This window comes from Mesonia ostreae (genome assembly GCF_031845265.1).
Lineage (GTDB): Bacteria > Bacteroidota > Bacteroidia > Flavobacteriales > Flavobacteriaceae > Mesonia > Mesonia ostreae.
This window is the reverse complement of the sequence record NZ_JAVRBG010000011.1, coordinates 62,121-84,236: the sequence shown is the minus strand read 5'-3', so window position 1 is coordinate 84,236 and position 22,116 is coordinate 62,121. Positions and strand designations below refer to the sequence as shown.

The following is a 22,116-nucleotide window of genomic DNA, read 5'->3' as shown; positions in this document are numbered from 1 at the left end:
GCTTTTTTTGTTTTATTTATTTGGTCCTATAAAAAGTACCTATAAAAAGTAATCGTAAAAAATAGTGTATTTTATAACTTCTTGTTGATTCTGATCTTCGTAAGTAAAAACACCTTCTAAAGGATAGTCATCATTGTTATACGTATATTCTACGTTGTAAGAAGGGTAGTTATTCTCATCTCTTTTTTGATCAATATTGTAGGGACTAATACAGTATAGATCATTTAAAACCCTATTTATTTCTGAAGCTATAGAGCCGTTATTTGGAATGCTTAAATTTTTGTCCACAACAAATCCAAACTCATCAAATAATTTATAAAAGGGGTTAATTTTATTGTCAAACTCAAAATATCTTGGAGAACCCGGATCATGATTGTTTAGATAGGTTTCCGTTTTCTCTATTTTATTATTGGCATCATAAGATATATTGGTGGTTGGGAACATAGTTGTAGACATAATCTGATCTACTAAACCATTAGTATAAGCATAGCCAAAGCCGGCGATTTCCTGGAGTTTATTATTAGTGTGATAGCTATGAGTTAGCGAACTTTCAGCATTGCTAAAATTGTTTGAATTGGAAAAGTCAACGCTAGTGTTGCTAGGATTTGCTATATATTTAATCGTTTCCTGAATTCTCTCGGTTTCATTGTACTCAAAAGAATAATAGGTAATCTCATCTAGCTTATTTACATAAGCTAGCTTATCAATTTTATTGTTGTCATAATGAAAATAAAAAGAATATAAATCTCCGTTTTTATCAACTGTAAATGATTTTAAAGAATTGGATTCAGTAGGAGTCTCTTCATTATCACCTTCATCTTCTCCATTCTCATCTTCTACTTCTGTATTCTCATTTTCAAGAATTGTTTGTGAAGTGTCATCTTGGCTACAGGATATCATTAAAACCAAGCTTATGCACAAGAAAATAAAAAGTTTAGTAGTTTTCATCATCGTTTAGTTTGAGTTACTTAAAGATACAAATTTATTTTTTATTTACTCAACTTAATAATATCTCCGGGTTCACATTCCAAAGCTTTACAAATCGCTTCCAGAGTAGAAAATCGAATCGCTTTTGCTTTCCCGGTTTTGAGAATCGATAAATTAGCAGTGGTAATGCCAATCTTTTCAGCCAACTCTACCGATTTAATTCCTCGTTTTTCGAGCACTTCATCTAAGAAAATTTCTATTGGCATAACTTAGATGGTTAACTCGTTTTCTTGTTTGGCTTCAATAGTTTCTTTTAATATTCGGCTAATCATAATAAAGCAAAGGCCGGTAATAAGTATAAACAATATCAAATGAGGATTTTTTAAAGAAGAAGCGGGTAAACTGCACCGATTCTCAGTAGTAAATGTGTAAAGGAAATAGGAGACAAAACCTATAATAGCGGTTATGCTTAAATACCTACCTGATAGTCTAAAATACTTAACGATTTTTTCATGATACCATTTCTTCTTCAGAAAACATTTAGCGACTTCTCGTAAGTAGCCAATTCCTAAAAAGAAAAAAATAGGAATGAGTATATTTAGAATGCTAATAGGGATAATCCATTCGTGATTGATGGGTAGCGGGTAAGAAGTATAGGATAATAGGTCTAGATCTAATGTAAAAAGACTCATCAGACTAATTATAACGGCTCCAAGTGCTCCTAAACTTAAAATAAAGAATAGGATATCGATAATTGTTTTTAAAATAAGATTGGTTCTCATATCGTTAACTCATTTTCTTCTTTTTGATTTTTAGCAACACGAAAGGTTTCGCTTAACACCATGAAAAATAAACCTAAGCATATCATGATTAAATAAGGTGTCGCGCCCAAACGAATGGTAATTCTAGATTCTAGCATAAGCCTAAGAAGAATTAGCGTTATGGAGCTCACAAGACCCGCTATAGATAAAATCCATCCTATTTTATTAAAACTGTTTATAACGAATAGATCAAATGGCTGCGCTTTCTGAAAATAACGTATTATTTTTCTAAATAAATAAAAACTATACATACTAGATAGGAACGAAAGAATTAAAATCAATACCATAAACTGAACCAAAAAATTATTCGTAACCAATGTTTCTTCTGGAAGAATAGAAAAAGTTTCAAAAATAGAGGTATAGATAAAAAGACAAGGAATTAAAGCTATTCCCAATAGAATGGCTGGAACTCCAGTTACAATCCAAATAAAGTCTACTAAGGATTTAAGTAAAATTAATTTTCTCATAAATTATCGTTTTACAATAACAAATATACATAAATTATTGATAAACGATAATAAAACCTAATTTCTGTCAACTTCTCTATGTTACCAGCGTGTTAAACCTTTAGATAAACCAATGCTTTTGTAAGCATTCTACACTTTTCCTTTTTATATTTGCGCTTCAGTATTTTTTAAAAACCTATGCTAATAGCAATTTTAATAGGATTTGTCTTTGCACTCTTTCTCGCTTTCGCAGGAAAATTTTTTAAAGGCAAGCTTTCTATACTTATTTCATTAATTCCTTTAGGACTTTTTATTTACTTTTTGCAATACATACCCAGTATTGCGAGCAATCAGATTGTGACCGAAAGTCAGCAGTGGATTCCCTCTTTTGGCGTTAACCTAGATTTTCGTTTAGATGGATTGGCGATGCTCTTTAGTTTAATGATTACTGGGATAGGAACCTTGGTTTTTGCTTACACTTCTTCTTACTTAAAAGGCCATGTCTATTTAGACCGCTTTTATGCCTATTTACTGGTTTTTATGGCGGCGATGCTTGGTTTGGTACTTTCAGACAATATCATCAGCTTATTTATATTTTGGGAGCTAACGAGTATTAGTTCTTTTTTCCTTATCGGATTTAATAACACCAACCCAGATTCGAGACGTTCTGCGCAAACGGCGCTAGCTGTAACGGGAATAGGTGGTTTGCTTTTCTTGGCAGGAGCTTTAATTCTTGGAAGCATTGCCGGTACCTATCAAATTTCAGAAATGATTCCGCTAAGCGAAATTATAGCCCAGAACGCTCATTATGTATTGGCAGTAGCCCTCATTTTTGGAGCAGCCTTTACCAAATCTGCGCAGTTTCCTTTCCATTTTTGGCTGCCAGGAGCGATGAAAGCGCCCACGCCAGTTTCTACCTACTTGCACTCCGCAACTATGGTAAAAGCAGGAATTTACTTACTTTTTAGATTAACTCCAGTTTTAGGCGGACAAGAATTTTGGAATACCACGTTGCTAATTGTGGGTGCGGTGACTATGTTTTATGCGGCATTTCATACTCTTTTTAGAACCGATTTAAAAGGAATTTTAGCCTATTCTACCATTGCAGCCTTAGGAATATTAACCTTTTTAATAGGTTTAGGAACTCACGAATCCTTGCTAGCCGCAGGAATGTTTATTCTCGTACACGCCTTATATAAAGCGACCTTGTTTCTTATGACAGGAGCGATAGACCAAGGAACAAAAACCAGAGATGTGACTGTACTTTCGGGACTTAGAAAAGTGATGCTGCCTATTGCTATTGCTGGTATTTTAGCCGCTATTTCTAATGCAGGAATTCCTCCAAGTGTCGGTTTCTTAGGAAAAGACCTTATTTATGAAAGTACTTTAAATTTTAACCACTCGGCGATTTTCTTAACGGGTCTAGCAGTGGCAACCAATGTTTTGATTGCGTATGCGGGATATGTGACAGGTATAAAACCATTTGTGGGGAAACTACCTACTGGGATGGAACATGTAGATTATCCACCTTTATTAATCTGGTTGCCCCCCATCATTTTAGGAGTGCTAGGTTTTGTGTTTGGGATGTTTCCTAGTTTAGTTCAAGAAAGTTTAATCAAACCTATTTTGACTTCCGTAGGACAAAATCCTTCCGAAGTGCATTTAAAAATATGGCATGGTTTCACTCCAATATTAGGTTTAAGTGTCTTAACAATTAGTCTTGGATTGCTTGCTTATTTCTTCTGGAAACCAACCAAAAGCAAAGAAGATTTTATTGAAAGATTCGAGAAGCTGTCTCCAAAACATATCTTAGAAAGCCTTGCTGTTTTTTTTGAAAAAGCATCAGATGTATGGACGAATATTTTTCAGAATGGATATTTGCGTAATTACATCTCGGTGATCATCTTATTTTTAGTAGGTTTAGTTTCGCTCACCTTATTAGAAAACACCACCTATCGCATAGATTATTCGTCATTTTCCCGCTTAACTATATACGAGGTAGTCACTTTATGCATTATGATTATGTCTATAGGTTTTGCCGTATTTACAAAATCTAGATTGGCTGCGGTTGCCGCTACGGGAGTGATGGGGTACTCTATTTGTTTGTTCTTTGTATTCTACTCGGCTCCAGATTTGGCGATGACACAATTTACCATAGACACCTTAACGGTAATTTTATTTGTATTGGTACTGTATAAATTGCCTAAATATTTAAAACTATCTGACTATAAAACGAGGGTAAAAGATGCGGTACTTTCTATCGCCTTTGGCGGATTAATTAGCATTCTCGCTTTAGAAGTTTTAGCACAACCAGTAAATGAAGAAATAAGCAACTATTATGCAGAAAATGCATATATTCTTGCGCACGGAAAGAATGTAGTGAACGTGATTTTAGTAGATTTTAGAGGAACAGATACGATGGTAGAAATATCGGTATTGGCCATAGCTGCCATTGGAGTATTCGGACTTTTAAAATTGAGATTAAAATCATCAGAAAGAAAACAAAAGTAATTTTTTGAAAAGAGAATAAATGAAAACAATCATATTAAGAACGGCTTCTAACTATCTGCTACCTATATTGCTGCTGTTCTCTATATTTATATTGTTAAGAGGTCATTATTTGCCTGGCGGCGGATTTGTGGGAGGTTTAATTGCGTCTATTGCGTTTGTACTTCACGCGTTTGCCAACGGATTAAAAGACACCAAAAAACTTTTAAAATTTCATCCAGGATTCTTAATGCCTGCAGGATTATCTCTTGCTTTTTTAAGTGGTTTATTGCCCGTGATTGTGTTAGATCAAGCGTTTATGACAGGACTTTGGATGCAAGACCCCATTCCGGTAATTGGTTCTATAGGAACTGCTTTATTTTTTGATGTGGGCGTTTATATCGTTGTTTTAGGGGTTACATTAACCATCATTTTTACTATTTCAGAATCAGCTTAATATGGAGTTTTTATTAGCAATTATGACGGGAATTCTTTATGCAGCAGGACTGTATATGATGCTTAGACGTAGCTTGGTAAAGCTTATTATAGGATTAATAATGATTAGCAATGGAGCCAACCTTCTTATCTTTCTCTTAGGAAGAATTACCAAAGGAAATCCTCCTATTATTGAAGAATCTTCAGATGTATTTACTAGTATTTATGCAGATCCACTTCCGCAGGCTTTAATCCTTACGGCTATTGTAATTAGTTTTGGACTGCAATCTTTTGCTATTATTCTGGTAAAACGAGCCTATAAAGTGGTTAAAACAGACGATTTGGATGAAATGAACACTCTAGACGAAGAAATATGATGCAGCAATTATTACTATATCCGCTATTGTGGCAATTACTAATGAGTATTGTATTGATGTTTGCTTGGCGACACATTAACGTGCAGCGCGTGATGAGTATCTTAGGAAGTGTGATAGGTCTCGTTCTTTCTGGGATACTTTTTTATAAAGTTTTAGTGTCTGGAACGCAAACTATACAAGCTGGAGGCTGGGAAGCGCCATTCGGAATTACTTTTGTAGCCGATACTCTTTCTGCTACTCTAGTTTTGTTAACTTCTATTGCAGGATTAGCAGTATCTAGTTTCTCTTCAGCATCCATAATTCCTGCCAGATTAAAGTTTGGTTACTTTGCAATATTCCACTTTCTACTTTTAGGTTTAATAGGTGCCTTCTTAACAGGAGACATTTTTAACTTATATGTTTGGTTCGAAATTATTATCATTAGCTCTTTTGTGCTGATTACGCTGGGTGGTGAAAAAGCGCAAATTGAAGGAGCGGTGAAATATTTTACGCTCAATTTTCTCGCGTCTATTATCTTTCTTACGGCGATTGCCGTGTTGTATGGTTTGGCAGGATCTTTAAATATGGCAGATTTGGCCATACTTATTCCACAAATTGAAAATAGAGGTTTGGTAGAAGTCGCAGCCATCCTATTCTTGGTAGGCTTCGGGATTAAATCTGCCGTCTTCCCCTTGTATTTCTGGTTGCCAGCATCGTACCATACGCCACCATCTGCAGTGGCCGCGATTTTTGGTGGATTACTAACTAAAGTAGGTGTTTATGCCTTAATTAGGGTATTTACCCTTCTTTTTGTCGATGATGTTTTTATAGATGAGGTATTAATGGTTATAGCGATTCTTACCTTGTTTAGCGGTGCGATTGGAGCCTTGGTGCAAAAGAATATGCGAAAAGTGTTTTCATACCTTATCATTTGTCATATTGGATTTATGATTGCAGGTTTGGGTATGTTTACAGAGTTGGCAATCGCCGGAGCGATATTCTATTTAATTCATGACATTGTGGTAAAAACCAATTTGTTTATGATTAGCGGTCTTATTTATAGAATTAAAGGAAGTAACAATATAAAATCGTTGGGAGGTTTGTATAAAGAATACCCTAAGCTGAGTTTATTGATGACTATTCCTTTCTTTTCTTTAATTGGAATTCCGCCATTATCTGGATTTTGGCCAAAAATATCTCTGATTATCGCCAGTTTTAATACGGAAAATTATATGGTATTAGGAGCGGTAATTTTTGCTAGCGTGCTTACCCTAATTGTAATGGCAAAATTATGGTCGGAAGTATTTTGGAAAAATCCCGCCGATTTACCTAAAAGAGATCATTTTTTATATTTTAGTAAAATGACCACCACGCGGAAGCTTCAAATGCTTCTTCCTATTGTTTTTTTAACGGGAGTTTCCTTGTATATTGGTTTTGGCGCAGAAAGTGTTCAACAACTTTCTACTAGAATCGCAGGCGAATTAATGAATAAACAACAATATATAGATGCAGTAATGCCCAAAAGCTAAATCATGAAGAATAGGTTTCTATCAAACATATTGTTAACATTTATCTGGGTAGCCATCACTGGAAGCTTTGAGTTTTCCAATTATGCCTTTGGTTTTATATTGAGTTTTATTATACTTTATGTAATTACCCAGGGTAGAGGAAATGCCAAGTACTTTAAAATTGTACCAAAGCTTATTTCTTTTATTTTGTTCTTTTTGTATGAATTGCTGAAAGCGAATTTGCAAGTAGCTTACGATGTGGTGACGCCTAAATTTTATATGAATCCTGGGATTGTAAGAGTTCCTCTAGATGCCGAAACCAATTTAGAAATCACACTTTTAGCCAACTTGATTACACTAACGCCAGGAACGCTTAGTTTAGATGTTTCAGACGACCGCAAGGTTTTGTATGTACATGCTATGTATGTTACAGATAAGGAAGAATTTATACAAGACATTAAACAAGGCTTTGAAAAACGCTTACTTGAAATTTTAAGATGACCGTAGAAGAATACTTATATTATATCATATTACCCATTTTAGCCGTATCGGTTTTATTGGTGTTTATCCGTTTTGTGATGGGCCCCAAAATAGCAGATAGGGTGGTAGCTTTAGACTTGTTAATCACCATTGGGATTACGATTATTGCCATTTATAGCATTGTGTATGATCAATCTACATTCTTAGATATTGCACTTATTTTAGGACTAATTGCCTTTTTAAGTACTGTAGCCTTTTCGTATTATTTAGAGAAAAGAAATAAGCTGGAGATGGACGAAAAAAAGAGAAAACGAAACGAATGACAGATGCTTTAATAATCATATTATCCACTTTAGGCGCTATTTTTATACTACTAGCGGCCGTAGGTTTTCTACGTATGCCAGATACTTACTTGAGAATCTCGGTTACTACAAAGGCCGTTACTCTAGGTGTAGGATTAATTTTAGTGAGCGCCGCCATTTATTTTGATGAACTTTCAGTTACTTCACGGGTGCTCGCAATTATACTATTTATTATTTTAACAGCTCCCGTTGGCGCTCATTTAATAGGGCGAGCTTCCTACTTTTTGGGAGTAAAAATGTGGGATAAATCGGTGATGGATGAGTTGGAAGGGAAATATAAAAAATTCTCACATAAATTAGATAGTGGAGATGATTTAAAGGATGAGGAAGAAACAGAAGAGGAGAAAGAGAAAGGGTAATTTGTCTTACTAAACCTTTTTCAATTTCTCTTTAATTTCGCTTAAAGCGGAAGAAATTCCGTAAAGTATTCTATTTTATTTATTGATTTACAAAATATAGTTGGTTTGAAGTTTTTTTGTATTCGTTAGCTCCTGAAAGTTTATCTTTAGCATAATTTATTTGATGTACAAAAGCCAATAAAATTTTAAAACAGCGTATGGATTCCAGTTGGGTGGTGATAGCAAATTATCAGTATTCTTCAGAAGCTCAAATTTTTAAAGGGCGTCTAGAAGCCGAAGGCATCCTTGTGTATATACAAGACGAATATACGATAGATACAGACCCTTTAATGAGTCATGCCATTGGCGGAGTAAAATTAAAAGTTCGTCAAGTAGATCGGGATTTTGCCTTAGAAATCTTGGAAAAAATGCCTAAGTACTCTTTAACTAATGAAGGAGAGAAGATTCATTGTCCTAATTGCAACAGCACGCAAATTCATTATTTTACAACCATACAAGATTTTAAATCATTCGTGGCTTTTTTAGGAAGTTGGCTGGTGGCAGCTTTACCGTTTTATGCAGCATACGAGTATCGTTGTGAACAATGCCATACTAAATTCAAGAAAATTTAAGCACCACTTTAGTCTAGAAACATACCTTAACTGTCTTCACACAAATTTCAAACTCTGGAAGAGTTAAAACACACGTTAATTTAGGTTAAGTATATTGCTTATTATCCTTGTCTGATAAAAATAATATAAACTTATTGAATCTTTTATGTCTGAAATTTAATAAGATTTTAAAATAGATACCTTTCTTTCTTGAAAATGATTCTATCGAGAATGTGATAATAATTTTATGTTAGAACATCACTGTTTATCAGTTAGTTACAATTAAGTCTTGATTCTTGGTTCTAAAAAGCGCAGCGGTCTTGGTTCTTTATCGGACAACAATGAGTGTTTATAGAGATTTAATCCGCAGCATTTCTTATTTTTGAGAAGAAGTACAGGTCACAAGATAGCCCTTAAAAAGAAAAGCATTATTAATAGTAATATTGAAAAGATGCACTTAGAAAAAATAAAAACTGTCGACATTATAGAGGCAAAAGATTTTAAAGAATCTTATGTGAAGCCATTAATACCTCTTGTAATAAAGGAATTATCTAAGGATTGGCCGGCAAGAGAAAAATGGAGCTTAGATTATTTTGCTCAAGAAGTAGGCGAGGTAGAAGTGCCATTATACAATAGTGAGCCAGCAAAAGGAAAGGAACTTTCAAGAAAACCTGCTGCGCGAATGCTCATGAAAAATTATGTAGAACTTCTTAAAAATGGACCTACTGATTTGCGTATATTTTTCTTTAATATGTTACAAAAAGCGCCACAGTTAATGGGTGACTTTAAATATCCTAATTTGGGAATTAAATTTTTCAAGAAGTTACCCGTACTATTTTTTGGAGGCGCGGGTTCTAGGGTTTTATTGCATTATGATATGGATTTTGCCAACAACCTACATTTTAATTTTGTGGGGGAAAAAGAAGTGATTTTATTTCCGCATGATCAAAAAACTTTTTTATACCACGTACCGCATTCCATCGTCGCTATGGAAAGCATAGAATTTGATGATCCAGATTATGATAAGTTTCCCGCCTTAAAATACGCTAAAGGCTTTAAAGTCTTATTACAACCAGGAGATATGCTTTATATTCCTAGTGGATACTGGCATTATATTAGGTATAAAACACCAAGTGTATCCTTAACGCTAAGATCTTTCCCTAGCTCATTCCCTAAGAAGGCAAAATTTCTTAGAAGTATATTATTTACGATGCATTTTGACAATATTATGCGTAAATTAAAGGGACAAAAGTGGGTTGATTACAAAAACCAAAAAGCTATTAAAATTGCCCATAAGGCAACTGAAGATAATAAGCTATTATGAAAGATTTTCATTTACAGGAAATACCAAGAGTAAGCAATATTACTAAGGAAGAGTTTGTAAAGAACTATGTAAAACCACAAAAACCTGTGGTTTTACAAAACCTAACTAAAGATTGGCCAGCTTATAAAAAATGGAATCTAGAGTACATAAAACAGGTGGCAAAAGATCAAGAAGTACCTCTTTATGACAACCGGCCAGTGAGTAGTAAGGATAAATTTAATGAACCTCATGCTAAAATGAGTATGGGTGAGTATATAGATTTGCTGCGTTCAAAACCTACTAATTACCGTATTTTTTTATATAGTTTGTTAAAAGAAATACCTGCGTTGCAGAAAGATTTTAAATATCCCAATATAGGACTTAAATTCTTGAAAGGATTGCCTTTTTTATTTTTTGGCGGAAAAAACTCTAGTGTTTTTATGCACTATGACATCGACTATGCCAACATTATGCATTTTCATTTCCACGGAAAAAAACGTTGTTTGTTGTTTCCTCCTTCAGAAAGTAAATATTTGTATAAAGTACCCCATGCATTGATTGCAAACGAAGGGATTAATTTTAACCAGCCAGATTTTGATAAATTTCCTGCTTTAAGAAAAGCTAAAGGGATGGAAGCCTATTTAGAACACGGCGATGCGCTGTATATGCCAGAGGGCTATTGGCACTTTATGACCTATTTAACGCCAGGATTTTCTATGAGTTTAAGATCGGCTCCTAAAAAGCCCAAGCATCTTTTAAAAGCGGTTTATAATATTTTTATAATGCGTCACTATGATAACATCATGCGCAGATGGAAAGGAGATAAATGGCTAGCCCACAAGAATGAGCAATCTATAAAACAAACTTACAAGAAAGCAAATCTATAAGGTGTTTAGTTTTTCGTAGATAAGATGACTTTCCCAACCTCGATATAATAAGTAGTCTGCTATTTTCTTTTTTAGCTTCTGCGGATTTTTTTCCGTTAAGCTATCTAATCTTTTTATAAAAAGTTGATCTAGAGTTTCAACATATTCAGTTTCATCTATTTCTTTAAGCGCCGAGACAATATTAAATCTAGATACATTACGTCTTTTTAATTCTTGTTGAATACGAATTTTTCCCCATTTTTTGATTCTAAATTTTCCCCGAGCAAAACTTTGAGCAAAGCGCTCTTCATTAAGAAAATTATCCTCTAAGAGTTTTTGTATAATTTGTTGTCTAGCCTCTGGTATCATGCGCAATTCTATGAGCTTTTGCTCTACATCTTGGTGGCATCGCTCTTGGTAGGCACAATAATTCATAAGCTTTAACGTAGCTTCTTTTACAGTAAAGGTCTTGTAAGTGTCCAAACAAAAGTTTTTATAAAAATAAAAAAACCCTGTAAAGTATAACTTTACAGGGTGTCAATTTTTTTAGAGTATTTCTTCCCCGTTTTTATCGTGAAAGTGATATTCTAGATACGTGTAAGCATCTCTTGGTAATATTTTTACCCAGCGTTTATGGTCTATAAACCAGTTACTTCTAGGTGATGGAATACCTCTTGTTAAAAAAGCGGCCACAAAAGGATGAGCGGTAAGACTCACGTTTTTATGTCCTTTTTTAATAATTTTTTGTAAGTCGGCGTTTATTTTATTAATCACAACAATTGGAGCTTCAATTTCCCCACCGTTTCCGTTAGGGTTTTCTTCTCTTGTTTTGATATTCATTTCCGGTCTTACGCGTTGTCTTGTTATTTGTATCAGTCCAAACTTGGTAGGGGGTAAGATTTTATGTTTGGCGCGATCATCACTCATTTCATCTCGTAAATGATTAAAAAGGGCTTTACGGTTCTCGGCTTTATTCATGTCAATAAAATCGACTACAATAATTCCTCCCATATCCCTTAATCGCAACTGTCTTGCCACTTCAGAAGCACTTATAAGGTTAACTTCTAGAGCGGTTTCTTCCTGAGTTTTGGCTTTACTACTTCGGTTACCACTATTTACGTCTATAACGTGCATAGCTTCTGTATGTTCAATAACCAAATAAGCACCTTTACTCATAGAAACGGTTTTACCAAAGGCGGTTTTAATTTGCCTTTCGATTCCATTTTTTTCAAAAATGGGGACGTTAGATTGATATAATTTCACAATTGACTCTTTTGCAGGAGAGAATTCTCCTACATAATCTTTAATTTGTGTATAAAGTGCTTCATCATCGGTACAAATAGAAGTGAAAGAGTCATTAAAGATATCTCTTAAAATAGAAGATGCTCTATTTAACTCTCCCAATACTTTTGTAGGATGGTGGGCTTTATACAATTTCTTGCACATGGCTGTCCAACGACCCATCAAATTTTGAAGGTCTTTGTCTAGTTCTGCTACTTTTTTGCCTTCTGCTACAGTTCGCACAATTACACCAAAACCTTTAGGTTTAATGCTTTTTACCAATCTCTTGAGGCGTTCTTTTTCATCTTTGCTGTCAATTTTTTGAGAAATTGAAATGCGATTAGAAAAAGGAACAAGAACGATGTACCTTCCCGCAAAGGAAAGTTCGCTACTTATTCTTGGGCCTTTTGTAGAAATTGGTTCTTTTACGACTTGTACCAGTAAAGACTGATTTGATTTAACGGCATCTACAATACTGCCATCTTTATCAATATCTTGCTCTAAAGGAAAATCCTTTAAAGAAAAGTCTTTTAATTTACCTGTGCTTACACGTTTTACGAATTTTAATAAAGTAGAGACTTGCGGACCTAAATCGTGATAGTGTAAAAAACCATCCTTTTCATAACCTACATTAACAAATGCAGCATTAAGACCAGGTATTGCTTTTCTTACTTTGGCGATAAAAATATCTCCAACCGCAAAATTGCTATCGTCTTTTTCTTTATGTAATTCTACTAGTTTTCCATCTTTTAATAAGGCAAAATCAACAGCAGAGGAATCTGATCTAATAATTAATTCTTTATCCATTATTCCTAGCTAATTAGATTTTTATCCATACATGAAATTCACGTATAGATGGATTAAACAAAAATTTTTCACAGGGTTTTGTAAAAAAATCCTGATGAAGCTTTTTGAAAGCTTCGATTTCAATGAACGTTTTTTAATAAAAAAAAAGTAGTATGAAAACTACTTTTTCTTGTGTCGGTTAGCTCTTCTTCTTTTCTTACGCTTATGCGTCGCTACCTTATGTCTTTTTCTTTTTTTACCACTTGGCATAAAAATATGTATTTAAATTAATAATTCGTTTTATTTTACTTCTACGTTTGTTTTAACACCTTCTACAAAAACTTTTGCCGGTTTAAATGCAGGGATGTTGTGTGCAGGAATTTTAATCGTTGTATTTTTAGAAATGTTTCTTCCTGTTTTTTCTGCACGGGTTTTAATTATAAAACTCCCAAAACCTCTTAAATAAACGTTGTCACCGCCTTCTAAAGAGTTTTTTACTTCTTCCATAAAGGTTTCAATAGTAGCCTGTACGTCACCTTTTTCCATTCCTAACTTATCCGAAATGTTTGCTACAATATCTGCTTTCGTCATCTTACAATTATTTTTTATTATATATGGGTTATCATTTTAAGAGGGTGCAAATATACTAATTTAATTATCAATAAATCAAACCTAAATGTTTAAATAGTAACACAATAAACTTTTACTTTCGCTTTTTAATAAAAACACCTATGAAATTTCATAACAAACTCATCAATTGGTATTTAGAAAATGCGAGGGAGTTGCCTTGGCGAGACACGCAAGAACCATATCCTATTTGGCTGAGTGAAATTATGTTGCAACAAACTAGAATACAGCAAGGTTTGCCTTATTTTTTAAAATTTATTAAGGCTTTTCCCACAGTTTTTGACCTCGCAAAAGCCAGTGAAGATAAAGTACTTAAACTATGGCAGGGCTTAGGTTATTATTCTCGCGCTAGAAACCTTCATTTTACTGCAAAATATGTGGCATATGAGCTTAACGGAATTTTCCCAACTACTTATAAAGATCTAAAAAACCTGAAAGGAGTGGGAGACTATACCGCAAGTGCGATCGCTTCTTTTTGTTATCAAGAGCCGGTGGCAGTAGTAGATGGCAACGTCTACCGCGCACTAAGTAGATATTTTGGAATAGATACGCCTATTAATTCTACAGAAGGAATTAAAGAGTTTAAAACTTTAGCCGAAAAATTACTAGATAAAGAGCAACCAGATATCTATAACCAAGCAATTATGGAGTTTGGAGCCTTGCAATGTACCCCCAAATCTCCAGATTGTGCCGTATGTCCTTTGCAGATAGATTGTGTAGCATTTCGGCAAAGTTTAGTAGAATCGCTTCCGCGGAAGCTAAAGAAAACCAAAGTACTAGAGAGACATTACAATTATATTGTGATCCTAGATAGTAGAGAAAATGTGTTTCTAGAAAAAAGAACAGGGAAAGGAATTTGGAAGAATTTATTCCAGTTTCCTTTAATTGAATCCAGCAAATCCTGCGAAACTTCAGAAGATCTTCTAATGAGTAATGATAAAATTCTTCCGCAGAATATACTTAGAGAAGCTTCTCTTTATAATGCTAAACCTATAAAACACTTGCTTTCTCACCGTAAATTATGGGTTAAATTTTGGATTGTGGAAGTAGAAAAATTAAATTTAGTAGAAAATCTGCCAAAGTCACTTCTTATAACTAATCAAATAGATACTTTTGCAGTTCCCGTAGTGATTCAAAAATTTATTGAGGCTTACGGTTTTAGCAAATAATTCTTTTTGCTTACATTTACTATTAAAACAAAATATTATGGCGGGTACATTAAATAAGGTAATGCTGATAGGACATACAGGAGATGATGTAAAAATGCACCATTTTGAAGGCGGCGGCTGCATTGGGAGATTTCCATTAGCAACCAACGAAGAATATGTGAACAAAAACTCTGGAGAACGCGTAAGCAATACAGAATGGCATAATATTGTAGTGAGAAACAAGGGTGCCGAGATTTGCGAAAAGTACCTTAAAAAGGGAGATAAAGTTTATATTGAAGGAAGAATAAAAACCAGAAAATGGACCGATGATAAGGGAATGGATCGCTATTCTACAGAGGTGCAATGTACTGAATTTACTTTTTTAACTCCTAAAGACCAAGCTGGGTCAACGGGAAACAATCAACAACAAGCTTCACCTTCACCTCAGCCGCAATCTATTCCGCAGCAAAATCAATCAAAGCCTGATGTGCAGTCGCAAGAACAGGAAGAGGACGATTTACCGTTTTAATTAAAACCTACGCCATTTGGACCCTGACCCTTCCAGTTTAATTACTTTATTATCGCTAGGATCTTATGATGTTCTTAGTGGCATACTTTTGCTTGTATTATTGGGATGTTCTGCCTTAATTTCTGGATCAGAGGTGGCTTTGTTCTCTTTAATCCCATCAGATTTTGATGTGGATGATGGCAAAGTTTCGGCCAAGCAACAAATTTTAATTCGTCTTCTAGACCGGCCTAAAAAATTATTGGCAACTATCTTGGTGGCCAATAATTTTGTAAATATTGCCATTGTACTTCTTTTTGACTCTTTGGCAAGTAGTCTCTTTGATGGAATCAATACGGTGTATTACGGAGTTAACGTGCGCTTTGTGTTGGAGGTAATTATTGTAACTTTTCTTATTTTGCTTTTCGGCGAAATCTTACCAAAAATATATGCGAATAGAAATAAGGTGAAATTCTCTCACTTTATGGCGTATCCGCTTGGGGTTCTAGATAAACTATTTAGCGTTTTTAGTCTGCCTATGCGTTATGTGACGGTCTTAATTCATAATAAACTAGGAAAGCAAAAATCTAATTTAAGCGTAGATCAACTTTCCCAAGCATTGGAACTTACCAGTGAAGAAGATACGACAAAAGAGGAGCAAAAAATTTTAAAAGGTATTGTTTCCTTCGGAAATACAGTGGTTAAGCAAGTGATGAAAAACCGAATGGATGTGTTTGCGTTGAATAAGAATCAGCCCTATACAGAAGTTATTGAAGAAATTGTAGAGCAGAGCTATTCTAGAATTCCGGTTTACGAAGATAGTATAGATAATATTTTAGGTATTCTTTACATTAAAGATCTCTTACCTCACTTAGATAAAAAAGATTTTGAATGGCAGGACCTGCTAAGAGAGCCTTACTTTGTGCCAGAAAATAAAAAATTAGATGATTTGCTCAATGATTTTAAAGAAAAGAGAAATCATTTGGCTATTGTGGTAGATGAATATGGGGGAACTAGCGGCATCATATCTCTAGAAGATATTATTGAAGAAATTGTAGGAGATATTAGTGATGAGTTTGATGATGAAGATTTGGTTTTTTCTAAGTTGGATGATTATAACTTTGTGTTTGAAGGAAAAACGCCCTTAAAAGATTTTTATAAAGTAATTAAGCTAGAAGAAAACGATTTTATTGAGGAAAAGAGAGGAGAAGCCGAAACCTTAGCAGGCTTTTTATTAGAAATTTCGGGAGAATTTCCTAAAAGAGATCAAGAGCTTAAAGTAGAACATTTTACATTTACCATAGAAGCGGTGGATAATAAACGTATTAAACAGGTAAAATTAAGTATAGCTCATGAAGTATAGCCTTATTTTAATTGCGATTGCGTGTATATTTGTGAGTTGTGGGGAGGATGCTGCTCAGCCTAAACCCAAAGCTTTTTTGGCATTAGAATACCCAGAACCCAACTATAAAAAAATAGAATTCCCTTGTTCTTACTCTTTTGAGATTAATAGCATTGCGCAATTAAAAGAGCCCAAAGTACAGCAAGATTGCTGGGTGAATATAGATTACGCTCTTCTTGACGGAACCATTTTTATTACCTACCAACCTGTGCGCAATAACCTAAAAGAATTGCTAATGGACGCCCAAAAACTTCCTTTAGAACATACTGTGAAAGCCGATGAAATTGAGGCAGATACTTATATAAATGAGAAGAAAAAAGCTTTTGGAACGTTCTACGAAGTTAGTGGGGATGCAGCTTCACAAGCACAGTTTTACGTAACCGATAGTGTGAATCACTTTATCACTGGTTCTATTTACTTTAGAAGTAAGCCCAATTACGATTCTATTGTTCCCGCGGCCAATTACCTTAAAAACGACATTAAGCATCTAATGGAAAGCCTCACTTGGAAAGAAGATACGCTTCCGCAGAAGCTTAATAGGGAGGCTTTAAAAAAATAGTTTTCTCTTAAATAATGAGATAGAAGAGAGACTTTTTTATGCGTAAACCTTTTTTTTGCCTTTACCCACAGTACAATTGGATTTTAAAAAGTTAGGGCAGTTCATAAATAATGATGAATTTTGCAGCTTCTAAAAAATACGCATGCAGCAATCACATTACAAATGGTTATATCTAATCTTGCTTTCTTTGGTTTGGGGAAGTTCCTTTATTCTTATCAAAAAAGGATTGGTGGGGTTAACCGCACTTCAATTAGGGGCTTTAAGAACTGCATTGGCTGCTATTTTTCTACTTATTATTGGTTTTAGGAGTATCAAAAAAATCAAAAAGGAGCAATGGAAGTGGATTGTAGTTTCTGGACTTTTAGGTTCGTTTTTTCCTGCATTTCTTTTCGCTTTCGCGGAATTGGAAATTGATAGCGCCATTGTTTCTATTTTAAATTCTACCGTTCCCATCTTATCAATTATCATCGGGTTTTTAATTTTTTCAGTGCGATCTACTAAGAATCAAGTGATTGGAGTTTTTGTAGGATTGTTGGGTTCTATTTTCCTTATTGGAAGCGGAGCTACTGTGAACACGCATCAAAATTATTGGTATGCGCTTTTACCTTTGGTTGCAACTACGATGTATGGCTTTAATGTACACATTATTAAAAAGTATTTACAAGAAGTACCAGCTTTGAGTATTACGGTGGGTTGCTTTATTATTTTACTGTTTCCGTCTTTGGCTGTACTGTATTTTTCAGGCTTCTTTAAAACGGAGTTGCTACAGCAGCCAGAAGTGCAAGTTTCTATAGGTTATATCGCCATTCTTTCTGTTGTTGGAACGGGAATCGCAAAAATCCTTTTTAATAGATTGGTGCAACTTTCTAACCCAGTGTTTACAACTTCAGTCACTTATTTAATTCCTGTGGTGGCTTTAACTTGGGGAGTTTTAGACGGAGAAATTTTTAGCTTTTGGCAAGCCGTCTCCGGAATAGTAATCTTAATTGGCGTTTATTTTGCAAACAAAAAGCGGAGGGTTAAAGCCTAAAAACTATTTGCTGCAATCCATCAGATTTATTTAGATCTTTCTCTATATAATGGTATAGCGTTCAGTATAAAAAGTACGTGAGATCAATAAAGCGGTTTAAAATGAGATCTCTTTCTAATATAGTTGTAGTTCGCCAGCATTGCTAATTATATTTTTTACATATCATCATTAATTCTTCGGAGAATTTCTTCCGTAAAGCAATAAAAAAAACCGACTATAGTCGAAACTAAAGTCGGTTAATTTAATTGAATAAGAAGGTTACTTAAAGTCGGCGTCGCTAACTCCTTTGTTTAATTCTACTTGGTTCATGCTTACCTCAATCGTTTGTGGCCCCATATTAATAGAGATTAAATGTGGTAGCTTTACTCCTTCTACCGTTTTGTAATCATCGTATCCCATAGTGGTGGTCATAGACTGGTCTCCTTGAGAAACCGTAGTCACGGTTTGTAGTTTAAGACCAGTTTTGGTGCTGTAGTAATTTTTAGAGTCTTTAGAAGTTTCTATAACATATGCATCTTCCCCATCTACAACTTCAATTCCGGTAAGCTTATCGCTTGCAGACGCTTCCAACTCAGTAAATAATTTAGCATCTCTTTTGGCTGCGATAATTTGATCTTCGGTATAATCCATACGCTGCCCTTGAGCTTCAGTATAACCAGTTTCACCATCAAATACTTGTTTGCTCAATGTCATACCGTTCATTTGTACCAAGGTAAGACTTTTGCCATCTGCGGTGTTTTTGCTGCTGTAGCTAAGGTTCATCCCTTGTACAGAAGCACTTCCTGTAGAAACTATACTTTTTACTGCTTTAGTTGCTTTTTCGCCTCCTACCGCTTTAATATAATCCTCATAAACAGTTTTAACACTCACACCTTCTGGTACTTCCTTGGTGTACACTGGTCTTTCGACTTTTTCACCTTCTTTGTTGAAAAAGAAAATAGGTGTCTTTTTTCCGTCAATCTTTACATTTTCTAAGTTTGTTAAAACTTCTGCACCTTTTCCAGCAACTACAATCTGCATTTTATCTGTTTTGTAGTATTTATTGGCTACTCTCATAATGTCTTCTTGTGTAACCGCATTGATCTTTTTTAGGAACTGCGTATAGAAATCAGAAGGAAGATTTTCTGTTTCAATATTTAAGGCATAGCTCGCAATCGTTGAGGGACGCTCTAATCTTAATACGAAATCTCCCGCAAATTTGTTTTTGGCATTGCTTAAATCCTCGTAAGAAACTTTTTCTGATTTGATACGCTTAATTTCTTTAAAGGTTTCAACGATAGCACTATCTGTTACCGCATTTCTAACACTTGCCGAAGCATAAAATCTACTTGCATACTTGTCATCTCCCGTAGAAGTTCTCGCTCCATATGTATAACCGTTCTTTTCACGTAAATTCATATTCAAATAACTTCCGAAGCTACCTCCTAAAATTTGGTTAGTTACCAATACTGGGAAGTAATCCTCATCTGCCATTTTTAAGTCAATCGTGTTTTGAACATACAATTCACTCTGTACTGCATTGGGAACATCTACAAAATTAATTTGGGTGTACTGCACTTTAGGAAGGCTTGGTAAAGATCCTGAAGGAGGAACATCTGCTTGCCAGTCACTAAATAGCTTTCTTACTAATTTCTTTACATCTCTTTCTTTGATGTCTCCAACGACTACTAAGTAAGCGTTTTTTGGAGAAATGTAGTTTTCATAATATTTGTTCACGTCTGCCAAAGTCACTTTCTCTGCAGAAGCTTCTGTAGCGAATTCCCCGTATGGGTGATTTTTACCATAGGCTAAAGCTTGGCTAACATTGCTAGCAATTACCCCAGCACTTTTAGCATTACTTTTAATTCCTTCAATAAGACGGTCTTTTTGAGTTTCAAACTCTTCTGCATCAAACTTAGGATCTAATAATCCTTGAGCCATTAATTCCAAAACTTCTGGGAAGAACTTAGATAAAGATCTTGCTGAAGCTCCTTGGGTACTGTAGTTCACATTGGCGCCTAAAAAATCGATTCGTTCATTAAAATCGTCTTTAGACATACTATTGGTTCCCGTTCCCATCATGGCGCTATAAAGAGCTTTCACACCTTCTTTATTTCCTTCGGAATTTGGTTTATTGTCTATAATTAAACTTGCACTAACTCTAGGAAGTTTATGGTTTTCTACTACCATAACTTTTAAACCGTTATCTAATTTGAAAGAAGCTGGTTTATTTAAGTTAATTTTTGGTGCCGGACCTGGTTGAGGTTGCTTAGAACGATCTACTTGGGCTTGCGCTCCAAAGACCATAAGGCACATAATAAATAGTGGATATAATTTAAATTTCATTGTTTTGCTTTTTTAAAATTATTCAGAATCTGGAGTAGGTAAGTAGTCTAAGTCTAAACGTTGATTCTCTTTTAGATACTCATTAGCTACTTTTTTAATGTCTTCTCTTGTAATTCCTCTATAGATTTCGATTTCTTTATTGATAAGATCTGTATCTCCGTAAAGTGTGTGGTAGGTTGCTAGAGAAGAAGCAATTCCCTGTACGCTACTGTTAGAGTTTACAAAATTGTTTTCAAATTTATTTTGAAGTTTTTGGTATTCATTTTCTGAAATCAATTCCGTTTTAAGCTTTTTAATTTCCTCATCAATAGAAGTTCCTAAAGTTTCTAAAGGAGTCTCTCCCATTGCCAAAGCTCCTATTACATACATTCCATAATCTTCTTGAGCTCTAGGAAATGCAAGTACTTGTAGTGCTTCTTTTTTATCGTCTACCATGGTTTTATACATACGAGAACTTTTTCCATCGGTTAAAATAGAAGAAACCATATCTAAAACATAAGCGTCTCTTTCATTCATTGCTGGAGTTCTATATACGTATAGTTTAGCAGGAATTTGAATATTACTGTCATACTCTTTAGCCGTTATTGTAGACTTGATAGGATCTTCTTTAATATTTACAGGATCAACTTCTGCTCCTCTTGGAATACCAGCAAAGTACTTTTTGATCATTTCTTTGGTGTCCTTAGTGTCTATATCACCAGCAATCACTAAGGTAGCATTATTAGGTCCGTAGAATTTATCAAAAAATGCCTTAAACTCATCCAATTCTGCTGCATCTAAATCTTCCATTGTACCAATAACGGTGTTTTTGTAAGGATGCTTTTTAAACATGTAATGGTTGATTCCTGTGCCATAAATAATCTTACCGTAAGGTGCATTATCTACTCTAGATCTCTTTTCTTCTTTCACCACTTCGTTTTGAGTATCTACTCCAATTTGATTGATGACTGGATGAACCATTCTTTCTGATTCCATCCATAATCCTAATTCTAAGTTATTAGACGGGAAAGTCTCGTAATAGTAAGTTCTGTCTGCCGTGGTGTTGGCGTTATTGCTTCCGCCGTTAGCGGCAACAATGTTAAACCATTCTCCACGCGCAATATTTTCTGTTCCTTCAAATAAAAGGTGTTCAAAGAAGTGGGCAAAACCTGTTCTTCCTTCTACTTCGTTTTTTGCCCCTACGTGGTACATTACTCCTACCGTAACTACGGGAGCAGTATTGTCCTGATGCAAAATAACATGTAGGCCATTGTCTAAATCATACTCTGTGTATTCCACCTCTTGAGCAAAGCCAGAAAAAGTTAAGAATAGAGCACAAAAAGCTGAGCTAATTTTTCTAATCATTTTTAATTATTTTAAGTTTTTTAAATAAGTATTCAAAAATACCATTTTGTTACATAAAAATGGGAGGAATTTTAAAAACATCCCTAAATTTATCTTTGATTTTCACATAAATTAACAATATGTTGCCTATTGGATTCAGCAATTTTTTAGAAATTTAGACTTAAATAAA

At 34.6% G+C, this 22,116-nt stretch carries 24 protein-coding genes; 15 read left to right on the top strand and 9 right to left on the bottom strand.

What is annotated here, in order from left to right; genetic code table 11:
* Positions 1–39 precede the first annotated feature (39 nt).
* The 4 genes from RLT85_RS11645 to RLT85_RS11630 form a co-directional block, all read right to left on the bottom strand.
* A complete protein-coding gene (locus tag RLT85_RS11645) occupies positions 40–900 on the bottom strand; it encodes a hypothetical protein (RefSeq protein ID WP_311402227.1) in 861 nt (286 codons plus the stop codon).
* An 89-nt stretch (positions 901–989) separates the two neighbouring features.
* Complete coding sequence (locus tag RLT85_RS11640; RefSeq protein ID WP_311402226.1) at positions 990–1,193, bottom strand: helix-turn-helix domain-containing protein; 204 nt, start codon at positions 1,191–1,193, stop codon at positions 990–992.
* Between the two features lie 3 nt (positions 1,194–1,196).
* Positions 1,197–1,709, bottom strand: a complete 513-nt coding sequence (locus RLT85_RS11635; RefSeq protein ID WP_311402225.1) for a DUF2975 domain-containing protein — start codon at positions 1,707–1,709, stop codon at positions 1,197–1,199.
* Positions 1,706–2,215 (bottom strand): DUF2975 domain-containing protein, encoded by a 510-nt coding sequence (locus RLT85_RS11630; protein ID WP_311402224.1) that lies wholly within the window; start codon positions 2,213–2,215, stop codon positions 1,706–1,708. The genes RLT85_RS11635 and RLT85_RS11630 overlap by 4 nt, the downstream gene beginning before the upstream one ends.
* A gap of 177 nt (positions 2,216–2,392) precedes the next feature.
* On the opposite strand from RLT85_RS11630, the gene RLT85_RS11625 reads away from it, so the two are divergent.
* The 10 genes from RLT85_RS11625 (at position 2,393) to RLT85_RS11580 (ending at position 10,961) form a co-directional block, all read left to right on the top strand.
* Complete coding sequence (locus RLT85_RS11625; protein ID WP_311402223.1) at positions 2,393–4,705, top strand: putative monovalent cation/H+ antiporter subunit A; 2,313 nt, start codon at positions 2,393–2,395, stop codon at positions 4,703–4,705.
* A gap of 19 nt (positions 4,706–4,724) precedes the next feature.
* Positions 4,725–5,138, top strand: a complete 414-nt coding sequence (locus tag RLT85_RS11620) for a Na+/H+ antiporter subunit B (protein ID WP_311402222.1) — start codon at positions 4,725–4,727, stop codon at positions 5,136–5,138.
* A 1-nt stretch (position 5,139) separates the two neighbouring features.
* Positions 5,140–5,493, top strand: coding sequence for a Na+/H+ antiporter subunit C (locus RLT85_RS11615; protein ID WP_311402221.1), 354 nt, complete (start codon positions 5,140–5,142; stop codon positions 5,491–5,493).
* Positions 5,490–7,001, top strand: a complete 1,512-nt coding sequence (locus RLT85_RS11610) for a proton-conducting transporter transmembrane domain-containing protein (RefSeq protein WP_311402220.1) — start codon at positions 5,490–5,492, stop codon at positions 6,999–7,001. The genes RLT85_RS11615 and RLT85_RS11610 overlap by 4 nt, the downstream gene beginning before the upstream one ends.
* A 3-nt stretch (positions 7,002–7,004) precedes the next feature.
* The gene (locus RLT85_RS11605) at positions 7,005–7,481 is read left to right on the top strand and encodes a Na+/H+ antiporter subunit E (protein ID WP_311402219.1); all 477 of its coding nucleotides are present in this window, start codon (positions 7,005–7,007) and stop codon (positions 7,479–7,481) included.
* Positions 7,478–7,783 (top strand): cation:proton antiporter, encoded by a 306-nt coding sequence (locus RLT85_RS11600; RefSeq protein ID WP_311402218.1) that lies wholly within the window; start codon positions 7,478–7,480, stop codon positions 7,781–7,783. Before RLT85_RS11605 ends, RLT85_RS11600 begins: the two co-directional genes overlap by 4 nt.
* Positions 7,780–8,181, top strand: coding sequence for a monovalent cation/H(+) antiporter subunit G (gene mnhG / locus RLT85_RS11595; protein WP_311402217.1), 402 nt, complete (start codon positions 7,780–7,782; stop codon positions 8,179–8,181). The genes RLT85_RS11600 and mnhG overlap by 4 nt, the downstream gene beginning before the upstream one ends.
* Positions 8,182–8,378: 197 nt before the next feature.
* Positions 8,379–8,792, top strand: coding sequence for a putative signal transducing protein (locus tag RLT85_RS11590; protein WP_311402216.1), 414 nt, complete (start codon positions 8,379–8,381; stop codon positions 8,790–8,792).
* Positions 8,793–9,222: 430 nt separating this feature from the next.
* The gene (locus RLT85_RS11585) at positions 9,223–10,095 is read left to right on the top strand and encodes a cupin-like domain-containing protein (RefSeq protein WP_311402215.1); all 873 of its coding nucleotides are present in this window, start codon (positions 9,223–9,225) and stop codon (positions 10,093–10,095) included.
* Positions 10,092–10,961, top strand: a complete 870-nt coding sequence (locus RLT85_RS11580) for a cupin-like domain-containing protein (RefSeq protein WP_311402214.1) — start codon at positions 10,092–10,094, stop codon at positions 10,959–10,961. Before RLT85_RS11585 ends, RLT85_RS11580 begins: the two co-directional genes overlap by 4 nt.
* Here RLT85_RS11580 and RLT85_RS11575 read toward each other — a convergent pair.
* The 3 genes from RLT85_RS11575 to RLT85_RS11565 all read right to left on the bottom strand — a co-directional run bounded on the left by RLT85_RS11575 (position 10,956) and on the right by RLT85_RS11565 (position 13,598).
* On the bottom strand, positions 10,956–11,423 hold the full coding sequence (locus tag RLT85_RS11575; protein ID WP_311402213.1) for a regulatory protein RecX: 468 nt from the start codon (positions 11,421–11,423) through the stop codon (positions 10,956–10,958). The two genes, RLT85_RS11580 and RLT85_RS11575, sit on opposite strands and share 6 nt — an antisense overlap.
* A 63-nt stretch (positions 11,424–11,486) precedes the next feature.
* Entirely contained in the window at positions 11,487–13,028 is a 1,542-nt protein-coding gene (locus tag RLT85_RS11570; protein WP_311402212.1) for an Rne/Rng family ribonuclease, read from the bottom strand.
* Between the two features lie 279 nt (positions 13,029–13,307).
* Positions 13,308–13,598 (bottom strand): HU family DNA-binding protein, encoded by a 291-nt coding sequence (locus tag RLT85_RS11565; RefSeq protein WP_308865651.1) that lies wholly within the window; start codon positions 13,596–13,598, stop codon positions 13,308–13,310.
* Between the two features lie 140 nt (positions 13,599–13,738).
* Between RLT85_RS11565 and mutY the strand changes: the two genes are divergently transcribed.
* The 5 genes from mutY (at position 13,739) to RLT85_RS11540 (ending at position 18,278) form a co-directional block, all read left to right on the top strand.
* A complete protein-coding gene (gene mutY / locus RLT85_RS11560) occupies positions 13,739–14,803 on the top strand; it encodes an A/G-specific adenine glycosylase (protein WP_311402211.1) in 1,065 nt (354 codons plus the stop codon).
* Positions 14,804–14,840: 37 nt separating this feature from the next.
* Positions 14,841–15,311: a single-stranded DNA-binding protein gene (locus RLT85_RS11555; protein ID WP_311402210.1), complete on the top strand. Its 471-nt coding sequence runs from the start codon at positions 14,841–14,843 to the stop codon at positions 15,309–15,311.
* A 16-nt stretch (positions 15,312–15,327) separates the two neighbouring features.
* On the top strand, positions 15,328–16,650 hold the full coding sequence (locus tag RLT85_RS11550; protein WP_311402209.1) for a gliding motility-associated protein GldE: 1,323 nt from the start codon (positions 15,328–15,330) through the stop codon (positions 16,648–16,650).
* Positions 16,640–17,248 carry a gliding motility lipoprotein GldD gene (gene gldD / locus RLT85_RS11545; RefSeq protein WP_311402208.1) on the top strand — a complete coding sequence of 203 codons (609 nt, stop codon included), beginning with the start codon at positions 16,640–16,642 and terminating at the stop codon, positions 17,246–17,248. The genes RLT85_RS11550 and gldD overlap by 11 nt, the downstream gene beginning before the upstream one ends.
* A gap of 142 nt (positions 17,249–17,390) precedes the next feature.
* Complete coding sequence (locus tag RLT85_RS11540; protein WP_311402207.1) at positions 17,391–18,278, top strand: DMT family transporter; 888 nt, start codon at positions 17,391–17,393, stop codon at positions 18,276–18,278.
* 258 nt (positions 18,279–18,536) lie between these two features.
* Here RLT85_RS11540 and RLT85_RS11535 read toward each other — a convergent pair whose 3' ends face one another.
* Complete coding sequence (locus RLT85_RS11535; RefSeq protein WP_311402206.1) at positions 18,537–20,603, bottom strand: M16 family metallopeptidase; 2,067 nt, start codon at positions 20,601–20,603, stop codon at positions 18,537–18,539.
* 18 nt (positions 20,604–20,621) lie between these two features.
* Positions 20,622–21,947, bottom strand: coding sequence for a M16 family metallopeptidase (locus RLT85_RS11530; protein WP_311402205.1), 1,326 nt, complete (start codon positions 21,945–21,947; stop codon positions 20,622–20,624).
* Between the last annotated feature and the right edge of the window lie 169 nt (positions 21,948–22,116).